This is a genomic window from Parabacteroides sp. AF17-28, from assembly GCF_003479205.1.
In the GTDB taxonomy this organism is placed as follows: Bacteria; Bacteroidota; Bacteroidia; order Bacteroidales; family Tannerellaceae; genus Parabacteroides; species Parabacteroides acidifaciens.
The window spans coordinates 154,780-174,604 of sequence record NZ_QUGV01000001.1; the positions used below are offsets into that span (position 1 = coordinate 154,780).

12 protein-coding genes are annotated in these 19,825 nt (G+C 48.7%); 1 reads left to right on the plus strand and 11 read right to left on the minus strand.

The annotated features are described in order from the left end of the window. Positions 1-11: 11 nt before the first annotated feature. From DWW90_RS00750 to DWW90_RS00770, 5 genes are all read right to left on the minus strand, one after another. Positions 12-2,396 (minus strand): ABC transporter permease, encoded by a 2,385-nt coding sequence (locus tag DWW90_RS00750; protein ID WP_122343624.1) that lies wholly within the window; start codon positions 2,394-2,396, stop codon positions 12-14. 40 nt (positions 2,397-2,436) lie between these two features. Further along, positions 2,437-4,794 (minus strand): ABC transporter permease, encoded by a 2,358-nt coding sequence (locus DWW90_RS00755; protein ID WP_122343730.1) that lies wholly within the window; start codon positions 4,792-4,794, stop codon positions 2,437-2,439. A 143-nt stretch (positions 4,795-4,937) separates the two neighbouring features. Then, on the minus strand, positions 4,938-6,305 hold the full coding sequence (locus DWW90_RS00760; RefSeq protein ID WP_122343625.1) for a TolC family protein: 1,368 nt from the start codon (positions 6,303-6,305) through the stop codon (positions 4,938-4,940). Beyond that, positions 6,302-9,517, minus strand: coding sequence for an efflux RND transporter permease subunit (locus DWW90_RS00765; protein WP_122343626.1), 3,216 nt, complete (start codon positions 9,515-9,517; stop codon positions 6,302-6,304). Before DWW90_RS00765 ends, DWW90_RS00760 begins: the two co-directional genes overlap by 4 nt. Positions 9,518-9,526: 9 nt before the next feature. Further along, a complete protein-coding gene (locus DWW90_RS00770; protein ID WP_122343627.1) occupies positions 9,527-10,642 on the minus strand; it encodes an efflux RND transporter periplasmic adaptor subunit in 1,116 nt (371 codons plus the stop codon). A gap of 145 nt (positions 10,643-10,787) precedes the next feature. Between DWW90_RS00770 and DWW90_RS00775 the strand changes: the two genes are divergently transcribed. Continuing rightward, positions 10,788-11,621, plus strand: coding sequence for a helix-turn-helix domain-containing protein (locus DWW90_RS00775; RefSeq protein WP_115500800.1), 834 nt, complete (start codon positions 10,788-10,790; stop codon positions 11,619-11,621). A 15-nt stretch (positions 11,622-11,636) separates the two neighbouring features. Here the strand turns inward: DWW90_RS00775 and DWW90_RS00780 are convergent, their stop codons facing one another. The 6 genes from DWW90_RS00780 to thrS all read right to left on the minus strand — a co-directional run bounded on the left by DWW90_RS00780 (position 11,637) and on the right by thrS (position 19,807). Continuing rightward, positions 11,637-13,880 carry a GH92 family glycosyl hydrolase gene (locus tag DWW90_RS00780; protein ID WP_122343628.1) on the minus strand — a complete coding sequence of 748 codons (2,244 nt, stop codon included), beginning with the start codon at positions 13,878-13,880 and terminating at the stop codon, positions 11,637-11,639. A gap of 21 nt (positions 13,881-13,901) precedes the next feature. Next, positions 13,902-16,076, minus strand: a complete 2,175-nt coding sequence (locus DWW90_RS00785) for a family 20 glycosylhydrolase (RefSeq protein ID WP_122343629.1) — start codon at positions 16,074-16,076, stop codon at positions 13,902-13,904. A 409-nt stretch (positions 16,077-16,485) separates the two neighbouring features. Continuing rightward, positions 16,486-16,830, minus strand: a complete 345-nt coding sequence (rplT, locus tag DWW90_RS00795; RefSeq protein ID WP_005635321.1) for a 50S ribosomal protein L20 — start codon at positions 16,828-16,830, stop codon at positions 16,486-16,488. A 106-nt stretch (positions 16,831-16,936) separates the two neighbouring features. Continuing rightward, entirely contained in the window at positions 16,937-17,134 is a 198-nt protein-coding gene (gene rpmI, locus DWW90_RS00800) for a 50S ribosomal protein L35 (protein WP_115500806.1), read from the minus strand. Positions 17,135-17,190: 56 nt separating this feature from the next. Then, positions 17,191-17,817 carry a translation initiation factor IF-3 gene (infC, locus tag DWW90_RS00805; protein ID WP_122343631.1) on the minus strand — a complete coding sequence of 209 codons (627 nt, stop codon included), beginning with the start codon at positions 17,815-17,817 and terminating at the stop codon, positions 17,191-17,193. 34 nt (positions 17,818-17,851) lie between these two features. Continuing rightward, complete coding sequence (thrS, locus tag DWW90_RS00810) at positions 17,852-19,807, minus strand: threonine--tRNA ligase (RefSeq protein ID WP_115500808.1); 1,956 nt, start codon at positions 19,805-19,807, stop codon at positions 17,852-17,854. Positions 19,808-19,825: the final 18 nt, after the last annotated feature.

Genomic DNA, 19,825 nt, shown 5'->3' on the forward strand with positions numbered 1-19,825 from the left:
AATTCATAATCCTACTCCACATGTATGCTCTCCACCGGATTCTCCCGGGCTGTACGCCAGTTCTGGAAGGAAACGGTGAGGAGAGTGACAAGTAGGATGATGCCGAAGGCCAGGACAAATACCCACCAGTAGACAGGCGTCCGGTAAACAAACGTCTTCAACCAACCGGAAGCTAACATATAGGCGACAGGCGTAGCTAAAATAAAGCAGACGACCACGATATAGAAATATTTGCGGTTAAACATCAACAGTATATCCGCCACCGTCGCCCCGTGCACCTTACGGATACCGATCTCCTTCCGGCGATACTGCGTCTCGAAGATCACCAGCCCGAAAACACCTACTATCGAGATCAGGATCGCCAACACGCTGGACCACGTCACCATCTGCTTCACAAACTCCTCGCGATGATAGAGCTGGTTGTACAGGGAGTCGTAGAACTCGATCTCCAACGGATAGGATGCATCTATATTGGCCGCAGCTTCGCGGATATAGCCGACGACTTTCTCGGCATCGGCACCTGCACGCAACCGGATGTATGAGAAATTGAGCGGCTGCATCACCTTCGGCGTCGAGACTAAGAAGGCCATATTGGTTTTCTCCTCGCGCATCGAGGTCAGCAGCACGTCGTCGGTAAAGCCCACGATGCGGCCCGGCCCCCAGCCCATATCGACCAGGTCGCCGAGATGGAGGTCGTTCGCCCGGCGTGCCGTCTCGTTGAAGACGAAATGGTTCAGGCTGTCCCGCTCGTCCGTACGGCTGAAATTATCCCCTTCCGTCAAGCGGATGCCCATGACATCGAGGAAGGATGGCGATACATTGAGCAGAAAGCCATTAAACGTTTCTTCCTTACAGGAGAATTCATATGTGGAATAGGAATCCTCGCCACCGAACTTCTGGAAAGCGAAGGCAACGTCCTCGATCTCCGGATATTTCATCAACTGGTCGACATACGCATCGCGATGCTTGCCCGACATCTCGCCACTCAACTCCGCTATCACAATCCGGTCGCGGTCGAAACCTAAGTTATAATGCCGCATGAAGTAGTTCTGCAACTGGATGATGCAAGCTCCGACAATCAGGGCGATAGAAACGACATACTGCAACCCGATCAATGCCGTACGCAGCCGCTTCCCGGCAGGCGACAGCCCGAAACTCCCCTTCAACACCAACGCCGGAGGGAAAGACGTAATGTAATAAGCCGGATAGACACCCGCCAGCACGCCTACCAGCAAAGCAATCGCCCCCGTCGCAGTCACGACGGAAAGATTGGATAGTAAACTGATATCCGCCTCGACAAACGAGAGGAACTGCCCCCTATTGAGCAGGTAAATCCAGACAAGCGCCAGGACATAGGCCACAAGGCAAATCCCCGCCGCCTCCACTAACAGTGAAATGCGGAGCGCCCCGGCAGGACTCCCCAACACTTTCTGCGTATTGATACTCCGGATGCGCATCGGCGTCAACGCCGTACTGAAATTCATATAGTTGACCGCCGCAATCAGCAGGATCAGCCAGCCGATAAAGAAAAGCAGGCGCACCGTATCCGGGTTCTGCGTCTTCAGCGGGCTTGCGCCCCACACATCCTGCATATTCATATAATGTATATCGCCGAGCGGGATCAGATGCAGGTGCAGATGATCCGCCCCCCAGATCTGCGAGTAATCGAACGTACGGTTAAAGTTGTCCTCCACGGCGGCGGCAGACTCCGGGCTGTCGAGCAGCAGGTAGCACAGCCAGTTCGACCCGCCCCACTCCGTCGGTTTGCGGAAAGAGGCGTCGATCGCCATGTAGATATTGTTGCTTAGTTGCGTATTCTCAGGGAAATCGCGATAGACGGCCCCTACCGTCATGTTTTTTACCGTCTTGGTCCAGACCCAGTCGTGCGAATGGATCTGTCGGCCGACAGCCGGTTCGCCGGCGAACATCCGCCGTGCCAGGCTCTCCGGGATGATCGCCTTCTCCGGGTCTTGGAGGCAACTTCCGTCGCCCTCGACAAAGGTGAATCCGAAGATATTCACAATATCGGGATGACAAGTCGTGACCCGTTCACGGAATCCCTTCTGGTCGCCCCCCTCACCGATCGTAAGGTAGTAGCGCTTATCGTAAGGCGTAATCAGCGTCCCTGCCTCGATATGCGGAGACGAGGCGATCAGCACGTCGGGGAACGCCCCCGGATAGATCACGCGCCCGTCGGCCATGACACTGTCACAAAGTTCAGCCAGAAAAATCCTTTCCGCCTTCGGATGACAACGGTCGAAGCCGTAATCATACCGTACCTGCATCATCAGGATCAGAAACGCGGCAAAAGCAACCGAAAGCCCGGCTACATTCAGGAACATCGCCATCTGAAAACGCCGGAACATGCCGAGAAAATTACGTACAAGTGTCTTCATAATCTATTATTCATATATCCATAATTCAAAATTCCTAATCCTACTCTATATGTATGCTCTCCACCGGATTCTCCGTCGCAGCCTGCCAGTTCTGGAATGTTACAGTCGCTGCCGTAACCAGAGCGATCATCAGAAAAGCCAATGGGAATGTCCACCAATAGACAGGTGTACGTGAAGAGAAGTTCTCCAACCACTTATTTACTCCGTACCAAGCAACCGGTGCAGCAATCACGAAGCATATCAAGACAATACGCAGGTAAATCAGGTTGAACATCACCAGGATCTCCCCGATCGACGCACCATACACCTTACGAATGCCTATCTCCTTGCGCCGGTACTGCGTTTCGAAGAAAACCAGCCCGAACACGCCAACGATGGAAAGAATAATTGCCAGAAGCCCGAACAAGGAAATGATGTTCTTTAGATATTGCTCCTTATGATAAAGCTGATCGAACACAGAATCGTAAAAGCGGATATCGGCCGGATAAGCCGGGTCGATCGATGCCAGCGCCTCATGGATATGATTGACTGCCTCTTCAGCGTTTGCCCCTGCCCGCAGGCGGATATAAGACACCGGCTTCGGATCATGGTTGACAATGAAGGCGACATCTGCTTCCTCTCCCCCGAGCCGGAAAGAAACCACCCGTACATCGCCGGTAAATCCGGCAATATATCCCTTCATGCTGCCAGAAATCTCATGCCCCGCCTCCATCTGAATGCGTTCGCGGGCGGAGCGGTTATAGATGAATGTCGTTACCGTGTCACGCTTGGCATCCGCCTCCGTAAAGCCCCGTCCTTCCGTCACCTCTATCCCCATCACGCGCAGGAAGTTCCACGAAACAGAGAGCATATAGGTATAATACTCTTTATCTCCATATTTCATTGACTGCATCATGTATGAATCCTTCCCTCCGACCAAGAGTGACGAGAAAGCGACATCCTCGATCTCTGGATATTCCTTTAATTTGGCCGAATAGGCATCTTTGTGCAACATGGCCATCTCCGGATTCAGCTCGACAATGGCGATCTGGTCCTTGTCGAACCCTAAGTTGAACTCGCGCATATGCCGATTCTGTAACTGTATGAACATCGCACCGATGATCAGCCCGATCGAGATGATATATTGGAAGCCGATCAACACCGTGCGCATCCTGCGTCCGCTTTTCGAAAGCCCGAAATTGCCTTTTAACACCAGCGCCGGCGAGAAAGAGGTCATATACCATGCCGGATAAAGCCCGGCAACCAAACCGATCCCGGCCGAGACAACCAGCAGGATACCCATCAACCCTATATGGTTTCGCAATAATGTATCTGCCTCAACAAACGACAACCATTGCAACTCATTCAATACATAAACCAGTAGAAAAGCTAATAAACAAGCCAATATACTGATACATACCGCCTCACTCACCAAAGCCAACCGAAGTTCGCTGACAGAACTGCCAAGCACCTTTTGCGTATTGATACTTCTCATCCGTATCGGAGCCAGCGAAGTACTGAAATTGGTAAAATTAATACCTGCAACCAGGATAACCAACAAGGCGATCAGGAATAACAGATGAACGGTCGACGGATCGCCGGATTTAATATAGTCGCTCAGTGATGTCGGCCGATAATAAATATCGGTCAATGGCACGAGACTGATATGCATATCCTCATTGTTATAATGTTCCTTAAAGTTGAATATACGATTGAAGTTTTCCTCTACAGCTTGGCGCGATTCCGGTTTATCGAGCAACATATAACCGATAAAACATTGCGTATGCCAATCTTCTTTTCCGAAATCATCAAGCGGCAAGTAGATATAATTTTCCAACTGGGTGTTCTTGGGAAAGTCTTTATAGACGGCTCCCACCGTCATACTGGTCGATTCCCCGAGATTATGGGTAGTGATGATATGCTGTCCGATAGCAGAGGCATCATCAAACATGCGCTTGGCCAAGCTCTCGGGTATCATAGCCATATCCGGATTCCGCAAACAATATTTATCACCTTCAAGAATAGTAAAGTCGAATACATCGACAATCTCCGGATAACAAAGTCCGAATGTTTCCTGAAATCCACGCCGTTTTTCCCCTTCGCCAACCTTAAGGTAAAAAGGATACCAGGTAGTCAGAATCAAAGTTGACTTTTCGATATGCGGAGATGACTGAAAGACAGCATCAGCAAAAGCCCTTGACAGAATAGGAGCGAATTTATCATCCGCACCCCTGACGCGATCCAGGCGTACAACCCGGTCGGCCGTCGGATGACAGCGATCAAAATTGCGCTCATATTCAATCTGCATCATAATGATCAGAAAAGCGGCGAAAGCAACTGTAAGCCCTGCAACATTCAGCAATGTTGCCATCTGGAAGCGTCGGAATACGCTCAAGAAATTGCGCAGAAGTGTTTTCATAATGAATTGCATTTATCTATTCGCTCAATATAAAGCAAAAACCATGCCACCAGATTTAAAACACTAAAATACAAGCATATATAGAACTTCCATTTCACCTTATCTGTCAAAAATTTAGACAGAGGTGTCCAAGTTTTTTACAGTCAATCCCTTCCTCCCCCTAATGCCTGATATAAACTGATCATTCCTTGTATCTCTGCAAAACGGTTGGCTACTTGTGTCAATCGGGCGGACAGCAGGCTTTGCCGGGCGGTCAAGACTTCCAGATAGGTCGTGTTTCCATACGTCATCAACAAAGAGGTGCTTTCAGAAGCTTTTTCCAATGCTGTAAGCTGCTTTTCATACAGATCGGACTTTTCTTTTGCTGTTTGATATTTCATCAAAGCATCGTTTACTTCCGACCCAGCATTCAACAGGGATTGCTGGAAAGCAAGCCGTGCCTCTTCCTGCTGTGCCTTGGCTATTTTTAGTTGGGCGATATTTGCACCCCGGTTGAACAGGGGTTGCGTGAGCGAACCGATGGCCGACGCCAGGAATTTGCCCGGGTTTACAATCATGCTACCGGCTGAATTGGTCCACCCTGCACTGCCGCTTAGCATAATTGAGGGATAAAAGGCCGATCGCGCCTGGTTTGTCACATAAAAAGCACTTTCGAGCGCATGTTCCGCACTGCGTACATCCGGACGACCGGCAAGCATCTGGACGGGAATGCCGACAGCAAGATGTTTCGGCAACGATTGTCCGGACAGCTTGCCACGCTCGATGTTGTGGGGTGTCTCGGCAAGCAACAGCGACAGGCTGTTCTCGACCTGGTTAATCTGTTCCCTTAAATCGAGAATCGAAGTAGAGATACTGTAGTAAGTGGCCTCCATTTGTGAAACGGCTGCATCATTAGCCAGGCTGGCATCCATCAGGGCACGGGTCGATTCGACTGTTTCCTTCCATGATTTCTCCGTTTGGATAGAGATAGCCAACTGTTCGTCCAGCATCAGCAGGGTATAATAGGTGTTTGCGATGCCTGATATCAATTGTGTCTGGACAGCTTGCCGGTAATCGTGGCTTTGTTCGAGCAACGTCTTAGCTTGACGCTTGGCGTTACGAATACGGCCGAAGATATCCAGTTCCCAACTGGCGGTGACGGGGATGGAATAGGTTTGCGTAGCCTTCCCTCCGTCGAAACTGCTTACCGTTCCCTGAGGTGCAAGTGCAAATGAGGGCAGATAGGCCAGACGGGCGGACATCAATGTGGCCTCTGCCTCCTCCACGCGCAGGCGGGCGGATTGAAGGTCGGTGTTGCTCTGCAATCCCTGTTCGATAAGGGCCTGGAGTTGCGGATCGATAAAGAGTTCCCGCCAGTTGAGATTACTGAAATTGCCGGATGTATCGGCAGCTGCAATCTCTCTCCCATATAAATCATCCGGGACTTCGGTAGCCGGCTTATAGGTTGTATAGATGCCGCAGCTACTCAGTGCGAGTGCTGCGACAGTTGATATGGTTATCTTGATTTTCATTTCTTCTCTGTTTTTTTACTTTCAATATGACGTTCTCTTTCCTCCTTTGCTTCTACATATTCTTCCTGTATCTGCCAATCGGAGGCCGGCTGAAACTGAATAGGACGTACCTTTTCCTGTAAGTATTGGAAGACGATGAACAAGGAAGGTACGATAAACAGTAGTGCCAACGTTCCGATCAGCATACCTCCTACAGTACCCGCTCCGAGTGAGCTGTTTCCGTTTGCACCGACTCCTGTCGCCATCATCAGAGGCAGCAATCCGAACACCATTGTGCCGGCTGTCATCAGGATCGGACGTAAACGGGCTTTAGCGGCCGAGAGGGCTGCCGATGTCAGGCTCATGCCTGCCTTGCGACGCTCGGCGGCATACTCGGTCAGCAAGATCGCAGTCTTGGACAGCAAACCGATCAGCATGATCAGGCCTGTCTGCAAGTATATATTATTCTCCAACCCCATCATCTTGGCAAAAAGGAAAGAACCGGTCAAGCCAAATGGAACGGATAGCAAGACGGCAAACGGGATCAGGAAACTTTCGTACAGCGCGCTAAGTATCAGATAAATCATCAGGAAGCAGATGCCGAAGATGACCACCGTCGTATTGCTCTGGCTGTTCTCTTCACGGGTGATACCGCCGAAATCGTAGCTATAACCTTTCGGAAGAGCCTCGGAAGCCGTTTCCTGTACGGCGCGGATAGCGTCGCCTGTGCTGTAGCCGTCCGCCGGCATGGCATTCACGGCGATGGAGTTATACATATTGAAGCGGCTCAAGGATTCCGCCCCGTAACTGCGTGTCAACCTTACGAACTGGCCGAGAGGTGCCATCTCGCCATTGGACATGCGGACAAAAATATTGTTGAGTGAAGACTCGTCGACGCGGTACTTCGGGTCTGCCTGTATCATCACCTTGTAGACTTTGGAGAAGCGGTTGAAGTTGGAGACATATTGCCCGCCGTAATAACCCGACAGTGTTCCCAATACGGCATCAGATGTAATGCCGGCACGTTTACATTTCGCAGCATCCACTTCGACGGTCCATTGCGGATAGCGGATATCAAAGGTGGAATAGGCCATCGATATTTCCGGACGCTGGTTCAGGGCGCCGAGATATTGTTGCGTCGTTGTAAAGAATGTGCCTATATCGCCTCCCATGCGGTCCTGCATATGCAGTTCCAAGGCATTTCCCATACCGTAACCCGGAATCATTCCCGGCGAGATGGCAAAAATGCTGGCATCCTTTATGTCTGCCGTACGCCCATAGATCTGTCCGATCACGGCCTGCACGTCTTCATCCTTTCCGGGGCGTTCATCCCAGGGTTTCAGCTTCAGGACGAGCATACCGAACGAGTTTCCCTGACCGGCCAGTAAACCATAGCCGGCAACACGCTGGACGTGGAGCACCTGCGGGATGTTTTCCACGCGTTTCTCGATCCGCGCCATCACATCATTGGTTGTTTTCAATGAACTGCCGGCTGCCGTACTGACATTTACAAAGACAACGCCCTGGTCTTCGTCCGGCACGAGACTGGTCTTGGTCGTGTTCATCAGGAACATCAGCAAAACGACCGAGCAGGCCATCAATGTCCAGACCATCCACTTGCGCTTGATAAAGAACAGGACGCCTTTCTTGTATTTCTCCACCATCCGGTCGAAAGCGGCGTTGAACGCCTTACGGAAGCGGGCGGCGAAGTTATTGTTCTGCGTCCCATCTTCATTGATATACGGTTTCAGGAAAAGCGCACAAAGCGCCGGGCTCAATGTCAAGGCATTGACCGCCGAGATACCGACAGCCACCGCCATCGTCAGACCGAACTGCGTATAGAACGTCCCGGACGTCCCGCTCATAAACGAAACCGGAATAAAAACGGCCATAAAGACGAGCGAAGAGGTAATGACTGCATTACTGATTCCCTTCATCGCGTCGATACTTGCCATATAGGAAGAACGGTAACCCACGTCGAAGCGTGCCTGCACGGCCTCGACGACGACTATGGCATCGTCCACCACCGTACCGATCACCAATACGAGAGCAAACAGCGTGATCAGGTTGATACTGAACCCGGCAATGGACATAAAAGCGAACGTACCGATCAGCGACACCACGATTCCCACCAACGGGATGACCGTAGAGCGGATATCCTGCAAGAAGACATATACCACCAGGATAACCAACAGAATCGCTTCGAGCAATGTCTTGACGACCTCATGGATAGAGGCGAAAAGGAAGTCGTTGGAACTCATTACCTGGGTCAGTTCGATCCCTTTCGGCAAGTCTTTACGCGCTTCTTCCAGGAAAGCATCGATATTCTTGTTGACTTCGGTCGCGTTTGAGCCTGCCGTCTGGAAGATCATGCAGGAAATACCGGGATGGCTGTCCATATTACCATGATAGGCGTAACTTTCCTCTCCCATCTCGATATCAGCTATTTCTTTCAGCTTCAGAACTTCGCCATCGTCGGTCGAGCGGATAACGATTTCGCCGAATTCTTCCGGGGTGATCAGACGGCCGGTGTACTTCATCGTGTACTGGTAAGTCTCGTCGGAGTTCTCACCGAAAGAACCGGTTGCCGATTCGATGTTTTGTTCTGCCAGCACCTGGCTTACATCTGTCGGGATCAATTTGTACTGTGCCATCACATCCGGTTTCATCCAAATACGCATACTGTAATCTCCCCCCATGATCATCATGTCTCCCACGCCCTGGATTCGGAGTATCGAGGGTTTAAGATTGATACTGATGTAGTTGGAAAGGAACTTCTCGTCGTAAGTGTCGTCGGGACTGTGAAGCGAAAACATCTGCAAGATACTGGTTTGACGCTTGGAGGTGGTGACACCTACCTGCGTTACTTCGGCCGGCAGCTGCCCGGTTGCTTTCGAGACACGGTTCTGCACGTTGACGGCTGCCATATCGGGGTTTGTGCCCTGTTTGAAGTAGACGGTGATACTGACCGTTCCTGCATTGGAGGCGGTCGAAGTCATATACGTCATGTCTTCCACGCCGTTGATGGCCTCTTCCAACGGGGCGACAACGCTTTTCAACAGAGTCTCCGCACTCGCACCGAAATAGGTCGTGCTGACCTGTATGGTTGGCGGAGCGATATCCGGATATTGTTCGACGGGCAGTGTAAACAGCCCGATGATGCCCACAACTACGATCGAAATAGAGATAACGGCCGACAGAATGGGGCGTTCTATAAAGGTTCTTAAATTCATCTTCTTGTCTTAGTTTTGTTTTACTTTAATGGGAGTACCTTCGCGCAAGAGGCCTACGCCTTCCGCAACGATGATGTCTCCTTCGCTTAATCCTTCATCAACGATGTATTCCTGTCCGCCGTTCACACGAGTGACGCTGACCGGAGCCGAGGTGGCTTTTCCGTCCACGACCTTATACACGTAAACTTTATCCTGTATCTCGAAGGTTGTAACCTGCGGAATAACCAAGCTTCCCGTTTTGGCAACCGGAAGGATGACGTTGCCGGATGTCCCGCTATACAGCAAACCGCTCCCGTTCGGAAAAACGGCGCGGAGGCTGGCAGTTCCGGTGCTGCGGTCGACGACGCCACTGATCGTTTCGATCTTTCCTCTTTCGCTATAAACAGATTTGTCGTTGAGTTGCAATTCTACTGCCGGCATATCTTTCAGAGCTGCTGATTTAGAGCCGTATTGACGTGTCAGCGCCAGCAATTGGTTCTCTGTCATCGAGAAATATACATACATATCCGAGTTGTCGGAAACGGTTGTCAGCGGTTGCGGCAGGTTGGCACTGACCAATGCACCGACACGGTAAGGCAGCGTTCCGACTACACCGTCACACGGGCTTTTTACTTCCGTATAAGAAAGATTATTGCGGGCGCTCAGCTCCTGCGCCTTCATCTGGGCCAACTGGGCCTTTGCGCTCAGCCAGGCGTTCTCGGCTGTTTTCAAGTCGAAGTCGGAAACGACGTTCCGGGCCCGTAGTTCTTTTTTACTGTCGTAGGTCAGTTTCGCTGTTGCCAGGGAAGCGGTTGCGGCCTCGACGTTTGCTTCCGCTGTCTGTAAAGCTGCCTGGTAGGGCACCTGGTCGATCACGAAAAGGACCTGTCCGCGACGGACGGTCTGCCCTTCTTCTACGCATAACTTAGTGATAAAACCGGATACCTGAGGATAGATATCGATGTCTTGACGTCCGCGAATCGTCGCTGAATAAGAAGTGGAGATCACCTTGTCCGAAGACTGTACCTTCAGGACTGCATATTCTGCTTCTGTTTGTACTGCGGGTGCCTGCTTGCACGACACCGCTAATGTTGCACAACTGATAATCAGGATCAGTCGCATACTTGTTTTGTTCATCATTGTCATTGTCCAATCTTTAATTCGGCAGCAAAGGTAGACCGGAATCGCGCGACAAATCAGTTCATTTATTAGCCTCGATTGTTCAAAATCGGAACATTAGACACAAAAAGTCAGATACTATCCGTACTTTTACGTCAAAATAGGAACAAGTATGCGTATATTTAGAACAACGGAAAGTGAACCGTTCGTTGCCAGGACTGGTCGGATGGAGGAATTTCATAATCGCCTGATAAAATTAAGTGATCCCGGCATATTCTTTTGCCGGAAAGGACATGCACACTTGAATATTGACCTGAAAGAATACGATATAGTCAAAAATACGCAGGTCATCATTCAGCCGGGCACTATTCTGCGACTGACAGAATCGAGTGACGACTTCGAAGTTTCTTATTGTTACTTCTCGGAACAGTTATTGCGAGAGATTACCATCCATCTGGAACCTTCTTTCTTCCATTTCCTGAAAGAAAATCCCTCTTTTACGTTTCCGGATGACTGCATCGAGGCCATTAACGGCCTGATGATTGCCACCGAGGCGATCTATCTGGACCGCGAACACCGCTTCCGCGATATCATTATCCGGAATCATCTCCAATGTTTTCTTCTGAGTGTATATGAAAAGACGCACCGGTGGTTCACCCGAAAACAGATTGAAGGTACCGACCGCAAAGACCAGCTTTTCAAACGTTTCATCGCATTGGTCCACAAACATTGCACCACCCAGCGCGAGGTTGGCTTTTATGCAAACGAACTGTTTATCACGTCCCGCTACCTTTCCGCTATCGTACAGGAGGTGACAGGCAAAAACGCCAAACACATCATCGACATGCACGTCATTCTGGAGATAAAAGTAATGCTGGAATCCACCGATCTGAGTATCCAGGAAATAGCAAACCGCCTGCAGTTTCCGGATCAGTCGTTCTTCGGGCGTTATTTCAAGAAACACACCGGGACGTCTCCGTTAAACTACAGGCGGGCTTTGGGATAGGTTGAGTTCTGAGGATTACTTCTTGCTATCCAGCGTAAACCGCAGTGTTCCGGCATTCACCAACTCCTGTTGTGAGATGGTATAGCCTTTCAGCTTCTTTCCGCCGGCAGTCACTTCCTTTATATAGATATCATCCGGAGTCTGATGGGCTGATTCGATCACTAACTCTCCTTTCGGATAGAATTTCTTGTCTAAACGGATCGTCACCTTATTGAAAGTCGGCGAAGTCAACACGTAATCCAGATCGCCGGGACAGGCCGGATAGAAGCCCATCATCGAAAAGATAGCCCAGGTCGACATCGTGCCGGTATCGTCGTTACCGGGAAGGCCGTTCGGTGCGTTGTGATAATACTTACCCAACAGTTCGCGGACGAGCTTCTGCGTGCGCCAGGCTTCTCCCTTGAAATAGCTGAACAGGTACGGATAGGCAATATCCGGTTCGTTCGCCATATCGTAATAGCCTTTGTCGAAGACCATCTGCAAGCGGTCCACAAACTTCTTCGGGCCGCCCATCAATTTAGCTAATCCCATGATATCATGAGGCACATAGAACGTATAGTTCCAGGCGTTCCCTTCATGAAAACCGGGGCTCGGCTCAAAATTTTCTCCCTGTTTCGGATCAAAAGGAGAATAGAACGTACCGTCGGGAAGGATCGGACGGAGCGTGCCGTATTCCTTGCTGTAATAATGTTTATACCCCATCGCACGTTCGCGGAACAACTTGGCGTCTTCTTTCTTACCTAATGCATTCGCTAACAAGGAGAGGTTCCAATCGGCAATATAATATTCCAGAGCGTGGGAAACGGAATTGTCATACTGCTCGCGCAACGGGACATATCCCTTGCTCATATAGTCATTGTTGTCCGGGCGAAGCAGGTTGAATTCACCTGGTGTGGTAGCGCCTTTGCGCATACCTTCGTAAGCCGTCTCGATATCATAATCGCGCAAGCCGCGCATATAGGCATCCACAATATAAGGGATGGACGGGTCGCCTTCCATTGTCAGCGTCTCGCGTCCGTAGAGTTCCCATTTTGGAAGCCAACCGCTTTCCTTATACATATCGATCATCGTACGGATAATATCGAGCTGCTTTTCCGGATAGAGCAAGGTCATCAGGGTACTGACATTCCGGTACGTATCCCATAGAGAGAAGACCGTATAACGGTTTCCGGTCGTATGACCCACCTTCAGGCTTTCCATCATCGGATATTCGCCGTTCACATCTTGGATGATATTCGGATGGATCAGCAAGTGGTACATCGCGGTATAGAAGATAGTCTTGTCATCCTGTGTCCCGCCCTCAACCTGCACGCGTGACAAATCGTCGTTCCACATCTGACCGGCTGCCGCACGCACCTTGTCGAAGTTGAAATCCGGCTGTTCGGTATTCATGTTCAGGCGTGCATTCTCGATGCTGACAAAGGAAACACCCATCTTCACTTCGATCACCTCGTTTTCATCTGTGTCGTATGTGAACCAGACACCGATATCGTCACCGCTCATCTCGCGGTTATATTTGGTGTATAGTTTGTATTTGCCGGAATAGATATCCCACTGGGCTTCCACTCCCTTCATCTCACGCTGTTTCTTCCAATAGCCGACTTGCTTAGGAGCTTTGCTAACCTTCATCACGAAATAGATCGGAAAAACGGCTTGCGGATTATAACAGAAAGTACCGAGCAGTTTGCTGCCTTCTATCTCCGTATCGCTGACCATGCGGACAGTCGCTCCGGTTTCATTCGTCAGCCCTTCACCCAGGTTCAACAGGATGTTCCCCTGTCCTTTCGGGAAAGTGAAACGGGTTAGTCCGGTACGCATAGAAGCGGTTGCTTCCGTCTTGATATTATATTTAGTCAGGAGGTTACTATAGTAGCCGGGATGAGCCACTTCATCCTTATATCCGCTTCCATACTCATGGTAATCCACTTTCAACTCGCCCGCTGTCGGCATCAGCAAAAGGCTTCCCAGTTCGGGACAGCCTACTCCGCTCAGGTTGACATGCGCGTAACCGGTAAAGAAATTATTGTCGGCCGAATAAGGGGTAGACCACCACTGGCTGTCCTTATCGAATTTATTACTTTTCGAGCCCATCACATTGAATGGGGTGACACTCATCATCCCCTGCGGACAGATGGCACCGGGATTAGTCGTGCCATAGTTACTCGTTCCGATAAACGGGTTCACATAATCTGCCGGTTGCTGTGCGGATACAATCAGTGCACCACAGCATAACAGGAAGGTCATCAACTGTTTTCTCATTTGTCTATCTCTTTTTAATTATTACCAAACTACAATCTCATCCGTAAAAATAAATCCTTTGTTCACCTCCGTTGCCTTCAAGCGGATATAGCGGGCTTTCCAGTTTCCATTAAATGTATATTCCTGGAACAGCAGGTTCGGATCGTCCGCCGGGATTGTTGTTGGAACAATTCCCTGAGAGGTAAAGTTTTCGCCATCTTCCGATGTTAACAACTCCACCTGCCCCGGCTGGAAGACGCCCGGACCGGTCAACTGCATGAATCGGGTAGACACTTTATGGATATCCGTCACCTTTTCCATATCGATCACACAATCCAGATCATTCAGATACCCCTGCCAACGTCCGTCCAGGTAGGTCAATCCGCCACGATAGCCATCCAACAAGGCATTCATACCTCCAGCCATATAGCCTTTGTACAACTTACTATTATAATGTATCGGTTTATTGATCCCACGGTGGTAATCGACCTTCTTTTCGGTCGGCGTTCCCTGTAGGATGCCATCCCGGAAAATAGCAGCTTTGATATAAGCCGAATCGGTCACAACAATCGAACCAGTATATAAAGCCGACGAGGCAGTCGGAACAGAGCCGTCAGTTGTATAACGTACTTCAGCCGGATATTTCTCGGCATCCAATATGACTTCGATCCGCTTGCCGACCGTGTCGACGCGCATTGTCACTTCCAGTTCGTCCGAAAGTGTAAACGTATTGATACCCATTGCCTGCAATTTCGGGATATGCGCATTCATCCGAGGTTTGAAATCATCCCATGTCCGTAGATTCTGTGGCGTCCAGCCCATTTCCGCCACGGCGAGGGCACGCGGAAACATCATGTATTCCAAATGTTCCGGTGTCTGGATATATTCCGTCCAGGTATTGGCCTGTACTCCGAGAATATGCTTGCTTTCCTCTGCAGTCAGCGAATCGACCGGGACAGGATTATAACTATACACTTTCTTAACCGGCGTATAACCGCCAATCGCATACGGCTGTGTCTTCGGATCGGCCTGGTAAAAATCAAAATACATATAATTACCGGGCGTCATCACGACATCATGCCCCATCCGGACCGATTTGATGCCTCCATCCTCCCCTCGCCAGGACATGACAGTCGCATCGGGAGCCAAACCGCCTTCCAGAATTTCATCCCAGCCGATCAGCTTACGGCCTTTCGAGTTCAGAAACTCTTCCGCCCGGTGAATCATATAACTTTGGAGTTCATCAACGCTCTCCATCCCGTTTTTCTTCATCAACGCCTGGCACTTCGGACAGGTTTTCCAAGCTGATTTACCGGCTTCATCCCCTCCGATATGAATATACTCGGAAGGGAAAAGTTCCATCACTTCTGTCAGTACGTCTTCCATAAAAGTGAACGACTTGTCGTTACCGATACAAAAATCACCGTTCTGGTATGGTTTACCGGAACAACTCAATTCAGGATAGGCCATCAACACCTCTTCCGAATGCCCGGGAAATTCTATTTCCGGGATTATATTAATATGTTTGGATGCTGCATGCTCCACAATCTCCCGGATATCCTCTTTCGTATAATAACCGCCATATGCACCGGGAGTTCCTTCCGGCAGGTACTTACGGTCATGTCCATCCCACCACTTCCGCCAATCCGACTCGGTACGAAAAGCCGTTTCGGTAGTCAGTTTCGGATATTTGTCCATTTGTATACGCCATCCTCCGGCATCCGTCAGGTGCATATGCAGTGTATTCAACTTATAGGAAGACATGACATCCAGCAACTTCATCACCTCCTCTTTCGGAAAGAAATGCCGGGAGACATCCAGATGTAACCCTCTATATTTAAAACGGGGATTGTCGATGATCGAAACACAAGGAATATATCCATTTACATATAATTGACGCAATGTTTGCAAACCATAGAACAAACCATTCTCAGAACCGGCCCGCAGATCGATCCCTTTTGCCGTGACATCCAACTGGTATCCCTCCGGACTACCCGACCAGGCATTATCGATTACGATATTTACTCCTTGAGAAGATTGCTCGCCGAACAAAGCGACACTATCGATTTGAAAAGCACCTCCGGTCATCAACATCTGTGCCGGTTTGGGAATAAGATTCACCTGCTGAGCCTCCTTTGGAGCGCAGGAAATTAATAGTAACGAACAGGCAATAGCCAGCCCGGTTACACATTTGCGAGACTGTTTTGGCAGTAACATAAAAACTTAGTTTAGTGTGTTTAATTCTTGGTGTGTAAATATACAAAGAAAAAACGGATAACAGCATAATCCGGTAAAATAAGAAGAGGCTTTCCCCGAAGGAAAAGCCTCTCTTTATGAGAAGATAGCCGCACCGTAGATATGAACAAACTCCGTATGACAGGATTTGAGTGCTTTGCCATCTTTGTAATCCGCCGTGCTAAGCATGCCCCGAAGGGTGCGGCCCGCCATCAACGACAAGAGCTGTGTCTCGGAATTAAAATAAACTGATGAGTTTCCCAATCGAACATGTGCGGCTAACTCATTTTTCTTATTACAAAGATATGTAATCAAAATGAGACTGCCAAACTTTTTAACACAAAAAAAGAGCCCCGAACGGAGCTCTTTTCCTATTGCTGTATAGTATCAATTACTTAACTTTAGCAACGATTGCTTTGAAAGCTTCCGGGTGGTTCATTGCCAGGTCGGCAAGCACCTTACGGTTGATTTCGATTCCTGCTGCGTGCAAAGCTCCCATCAGACGAGAGTAAGACATACCTTCCAAACGGGCAGCAGCGTTGATACGCTGAATCCACAATGCGCGGAAGTTACGTTTTTTGTTACGACGATCACGGAATGCATACGTCAAACCTTTTTCCCAAGTGTTCTTAGCTACGGTCCACACGTTCTTACGTGCACCATAATAACCACGGGTAAGTTTTAAAATCCGTTTTCTTTTTGCTCTTGAAGCAACATGATTTACTGATCTAGGCATAATACTAATCTGTTTTGAATGTTAGCGTCATCACTTTCGGATGATCTTGTTTGCTAAATACATTCGGTTAATAAAAATCTTGTAAAACTCGCTTAATTAATAAAGATTACTTCAAACCAAGCAACTGCTTAACGTTGCTTACGTCTACACGGTCTACTAAACCTGTGTGAGTAAGATTTCTCTTCTGCTTTGTAGTCTTCTTTGTCAGAATGTGACTTTTAAAAGCGTGTTTTCTTTTGATTTTACCTGTTCCGGTAAGAGCGAATCTTTTTTTGGCACCGGAATTAGTCTTCATCTTAGGCATTTTCCAATATGTTTTAATTATTAAACTTTACACCCTCTATCGGGTGGTTTCTTTCTTTATTCTTCAGACTCTTCAGTCTTTGGCTTGGGAGTTACAATCACCTTCTTTATAACCGGCTTCGATATAGCGGATTTAGGTGCGGCTGGCGCAGCTCCGGCAGCCGCTTTCTTAGGTGTCAGCATGATAATCATACGTTTACCTTCCAATACCGGCAACTGTTCTACCTTACCGTATTCTTCCAAGTCGTTGGCAAAACGAAGCAACAAAACTTCTCCTTGCTCTTTGAAAAGAATGGAACGTCCTTTAAAGAACACATAAGCTTTCACTTTTGATCCTTCTTCAAGGAACCCCTTCGCATGTTTCAACTTAAAGTTGTAATCGTGATCATCTGTCTGAGGTCCGAAACGAATTTCCTTCACGACCACTTTAACAGATTTAGCCTTCTGTTCCTTTTGTCTTTTCTTCTGTTGATAGAGGAATTTTTGATAATCAATCACTCTACAAACGGGGGGCGCAGCATTCGGTGAAATTTCAACCAGATCGAGCCCTTGATCTTCGGCAATTTTTAATGCCTGAGAAGTAGGATAAACTCCCTGTTCTACGTTATCACCTACTAAACGAACTTCACGAACACGAATACGTTCGTTAATTCTATACTGTTCTTTCAGACTGTCATTCTTCATTCAAAAAGATTTATTCTCCTCGTTATTAGTTATTTTAATCGTTATCTTTCTTCCAGTGATTCATTTGTTCCTCTATTTCACTTTTCAAAAGCGCTGCAAAGGTAGCAATTTTCATCGAACCTTTATCACCTTCGCCCTGTTTTCTTACAGAAACTTCATTATTTTCTGCTTCTTTCTCTCCAACAATGAGCATGTAAGGGATACGTTTCAACTCTGTATCGCGGATTTTACGTCCGATCTTTTCATTACGGTCGTCTACCAGCACACTCAGTTCTTCTGCTTCGAGCTGACGTTTTACTTCGTAGGCATAGTCGTTGAACTTTTCACTGATCGGCAGGATAGACACCTGGTCCGGAGTCAGCCACAACGGGAACTTACCGCCTGTATGCTCGATCAATACGGCAACGAAACGCTCCATAGAACCGAACGGTGCACGGTGGATCATAACAGGACGGTGTTTTTTATTGTCTTCACCCGTATATTCCAGTTCGAAACGTTCCGGCAGGTTATAGTCCACCTGGATCGTACCCAACTGCCAACGGCGGCCGATGGCATCTTTCACCATAAAGTCCAGCTTAGGACCATAGAAAGCAGCTTCGCCATATTCGATCTTAGCTTTCAGGCCTTTTTCCTGGCAAGCCTCGATAATAGCGCTTTCAGCCTTCTCCCAGTTTTCTTCCGAACCGATATATTTATCCCGGTTCACCTTGTCGCGCAAGGAAATCTGTGCTTCAAAGTTTTCAAAATCCAACGCCTTGAAGATGATAAAGATAATATCCATTACCTTCAGGAATTCATCTTTCAACTGGTCGGGACGGCAGAACAGGTGCGCATCATCCTGCGTAAAGCCACGTACCCTTGTCAGACCGTGCAACTCACCGCTTTGTTCATAACGATATACGGTACCGAACTCGGCAAAACGTAAAGGCAGATCCTTATACGAACGCGGGAATGCCTTGAATATCTCACAATGGTGAGGGCAGTTCATCGGTTTCAGCAAGAACTCTTCACCTTCCTGCGGAGTGTGGATCGGCTGGAATGAGTCTTTTCCGTATTTGGCATAGTGACCGGAAGTCACATACAGTTGTTTGCCTCCGATATGCGGAGTCATTACCTGCTGGTAACCATATTTCTTTTGGATACGTTTCAGGAAATCTTCCAGCTTCAAACGCAACTGCGTACCGCGTGGCAACCACAACGGAAGACCTGCTCCCACTGCTGTCGAGAATGTAAACAATTCCAGCTCCTTACCGATCTTACGATGGTCGCGTTTCTTGGCTTCTTCCATCAATACCAGGTATTCGTCCAGCATCTTCTTCTTCGGGAAGGTGATACCGTAAAGACGAACCAACTGTTTGCGTTTTTCGTCGCCACGCCAGTATGCACCGGCTACGCTCATTATCTTAACGGCTTTCAAGTAAGAGGTATTCGGCAAGTGCGGACCGCGGCAGAGGTCTGTAAACGAACCCTGCGTATAGGTCGTAATCTTACCGTCTTCCAACTCACTGATAAGCTCGGTTTTATATTCTTCACCTCTGTCACCAAACATTTTCAGCGCGTCAGCTTTAGATATATCCTGACGTTTGATCTCCTCTTTCTTAGCCACCAATTCCAACATTTTAGCTTCGATAGCAGGAAAATCGCCTTCTTTGATAACAGCGTCACCCGGATCCACGTCATAGTAGAATCCATTCTCGATAGCCGGTCCGATACCGAACTTGATGCCGGGATACAATTCCTGCAAAGCTTCAGCCATCAGGTGGGCACTCGAGTGCCAGAATGCATGCTTACCTTCTTCGTCTTCCCACTTGAAAAGCTTGATAGCCGCATCTTGGTTGATCGGACGGCTCAGGTCCCAAATCTCACCATTCACGCTTGCTGCCAGAACTTCCTGTGCCAGACGGGAACTGATGCTTTCCGCAATCTGCATAGCAGTCGTTCCTTCGGCGTATTCTTTTACGGAATTATCCGGAAATGTAATCTTTATCATAATCTGTTCACTATAAAT

Coding starts and splice junctions, on each gene's coding strand:
- DWW90_RS00750 (WP_122343624.1), bottom strand. CDS start 2,396: ATGAAGACACTTGTACGTAATTTTCTCGGCATGTTCCGGCGTTTTCAG.
- DWW90_RS00755 (WP_122343730.1), bottom strand. CDS start 4,794: ATGAAAACACTTCTGCGCAATTTCTTGAGCGTATTCCGACGCTTCCAG.
- DWW90_RS00760 (WP_122343625.1), bottom strand. CDS start 6,305: ATGAAAATCAAGATAACCATATCAACTGTCGCAGCACTCGCACTGAGT.
- DWW90_RS00765 (WP_122343626.1), bottom strand. CDS start 9,517: ATGAATTTAAGAACCTTTATAGAACGCCCCATTCTGTCGGCCGTTATC.
- DWW90_RS00770 (WP_122343627.1), bottom strand. CDS start 10,642: ATGACAATGATGAACAAAACAAGTATGCGACTGATCCTGATTATCAGT.
- DWW90_RS00775 (WP_115500800.1), top strand. CDS start 10,788: ATGCGTATATTTAGAACAACGGAAAGTGAACCGTTCGTTGCCAGGACT.
- DWW90_RS00780 (WP_122343628.1), bottom strand. CDS start 13,880: ATGAGAAAACAGTTGATGACCTTCCTGTTATGCTGTGGTGCACTGATT.
- DWW90_RS00785 (WP_122343629.1), bottom strand. CDS start 16,076: ATGTTACTGCCAAAACAGTCTCGCAAATGTGTAACCGGGCTGGCTATT.
- rplT (WP_005635321.1), bottom strand. CDS start 16,830: ATGCCTAGATCAGTAAATCATGTTGCTTCAAGAGCAAAAAGAAAACGG.
- rpmI (WP_115500806.1), bottom strand. CDS start 17,134: ATGCCTAAGATGAAGACTAATTCCGGTGCCAAAAAAAGATTCGCTCTT.
- infC (WP_122343631.1), bottom strand. CDS start 17,817: ATGAAGAATGACAGTCTGAAAGAACAGTATAGAATTAACGAACGTATT.
- thrS (WP_115500808.1), bottom strand. CDS start 19,807: ATGATAAAGATTACATTTCCGGATAATTCCGTAAAAGAATACGCCGAA.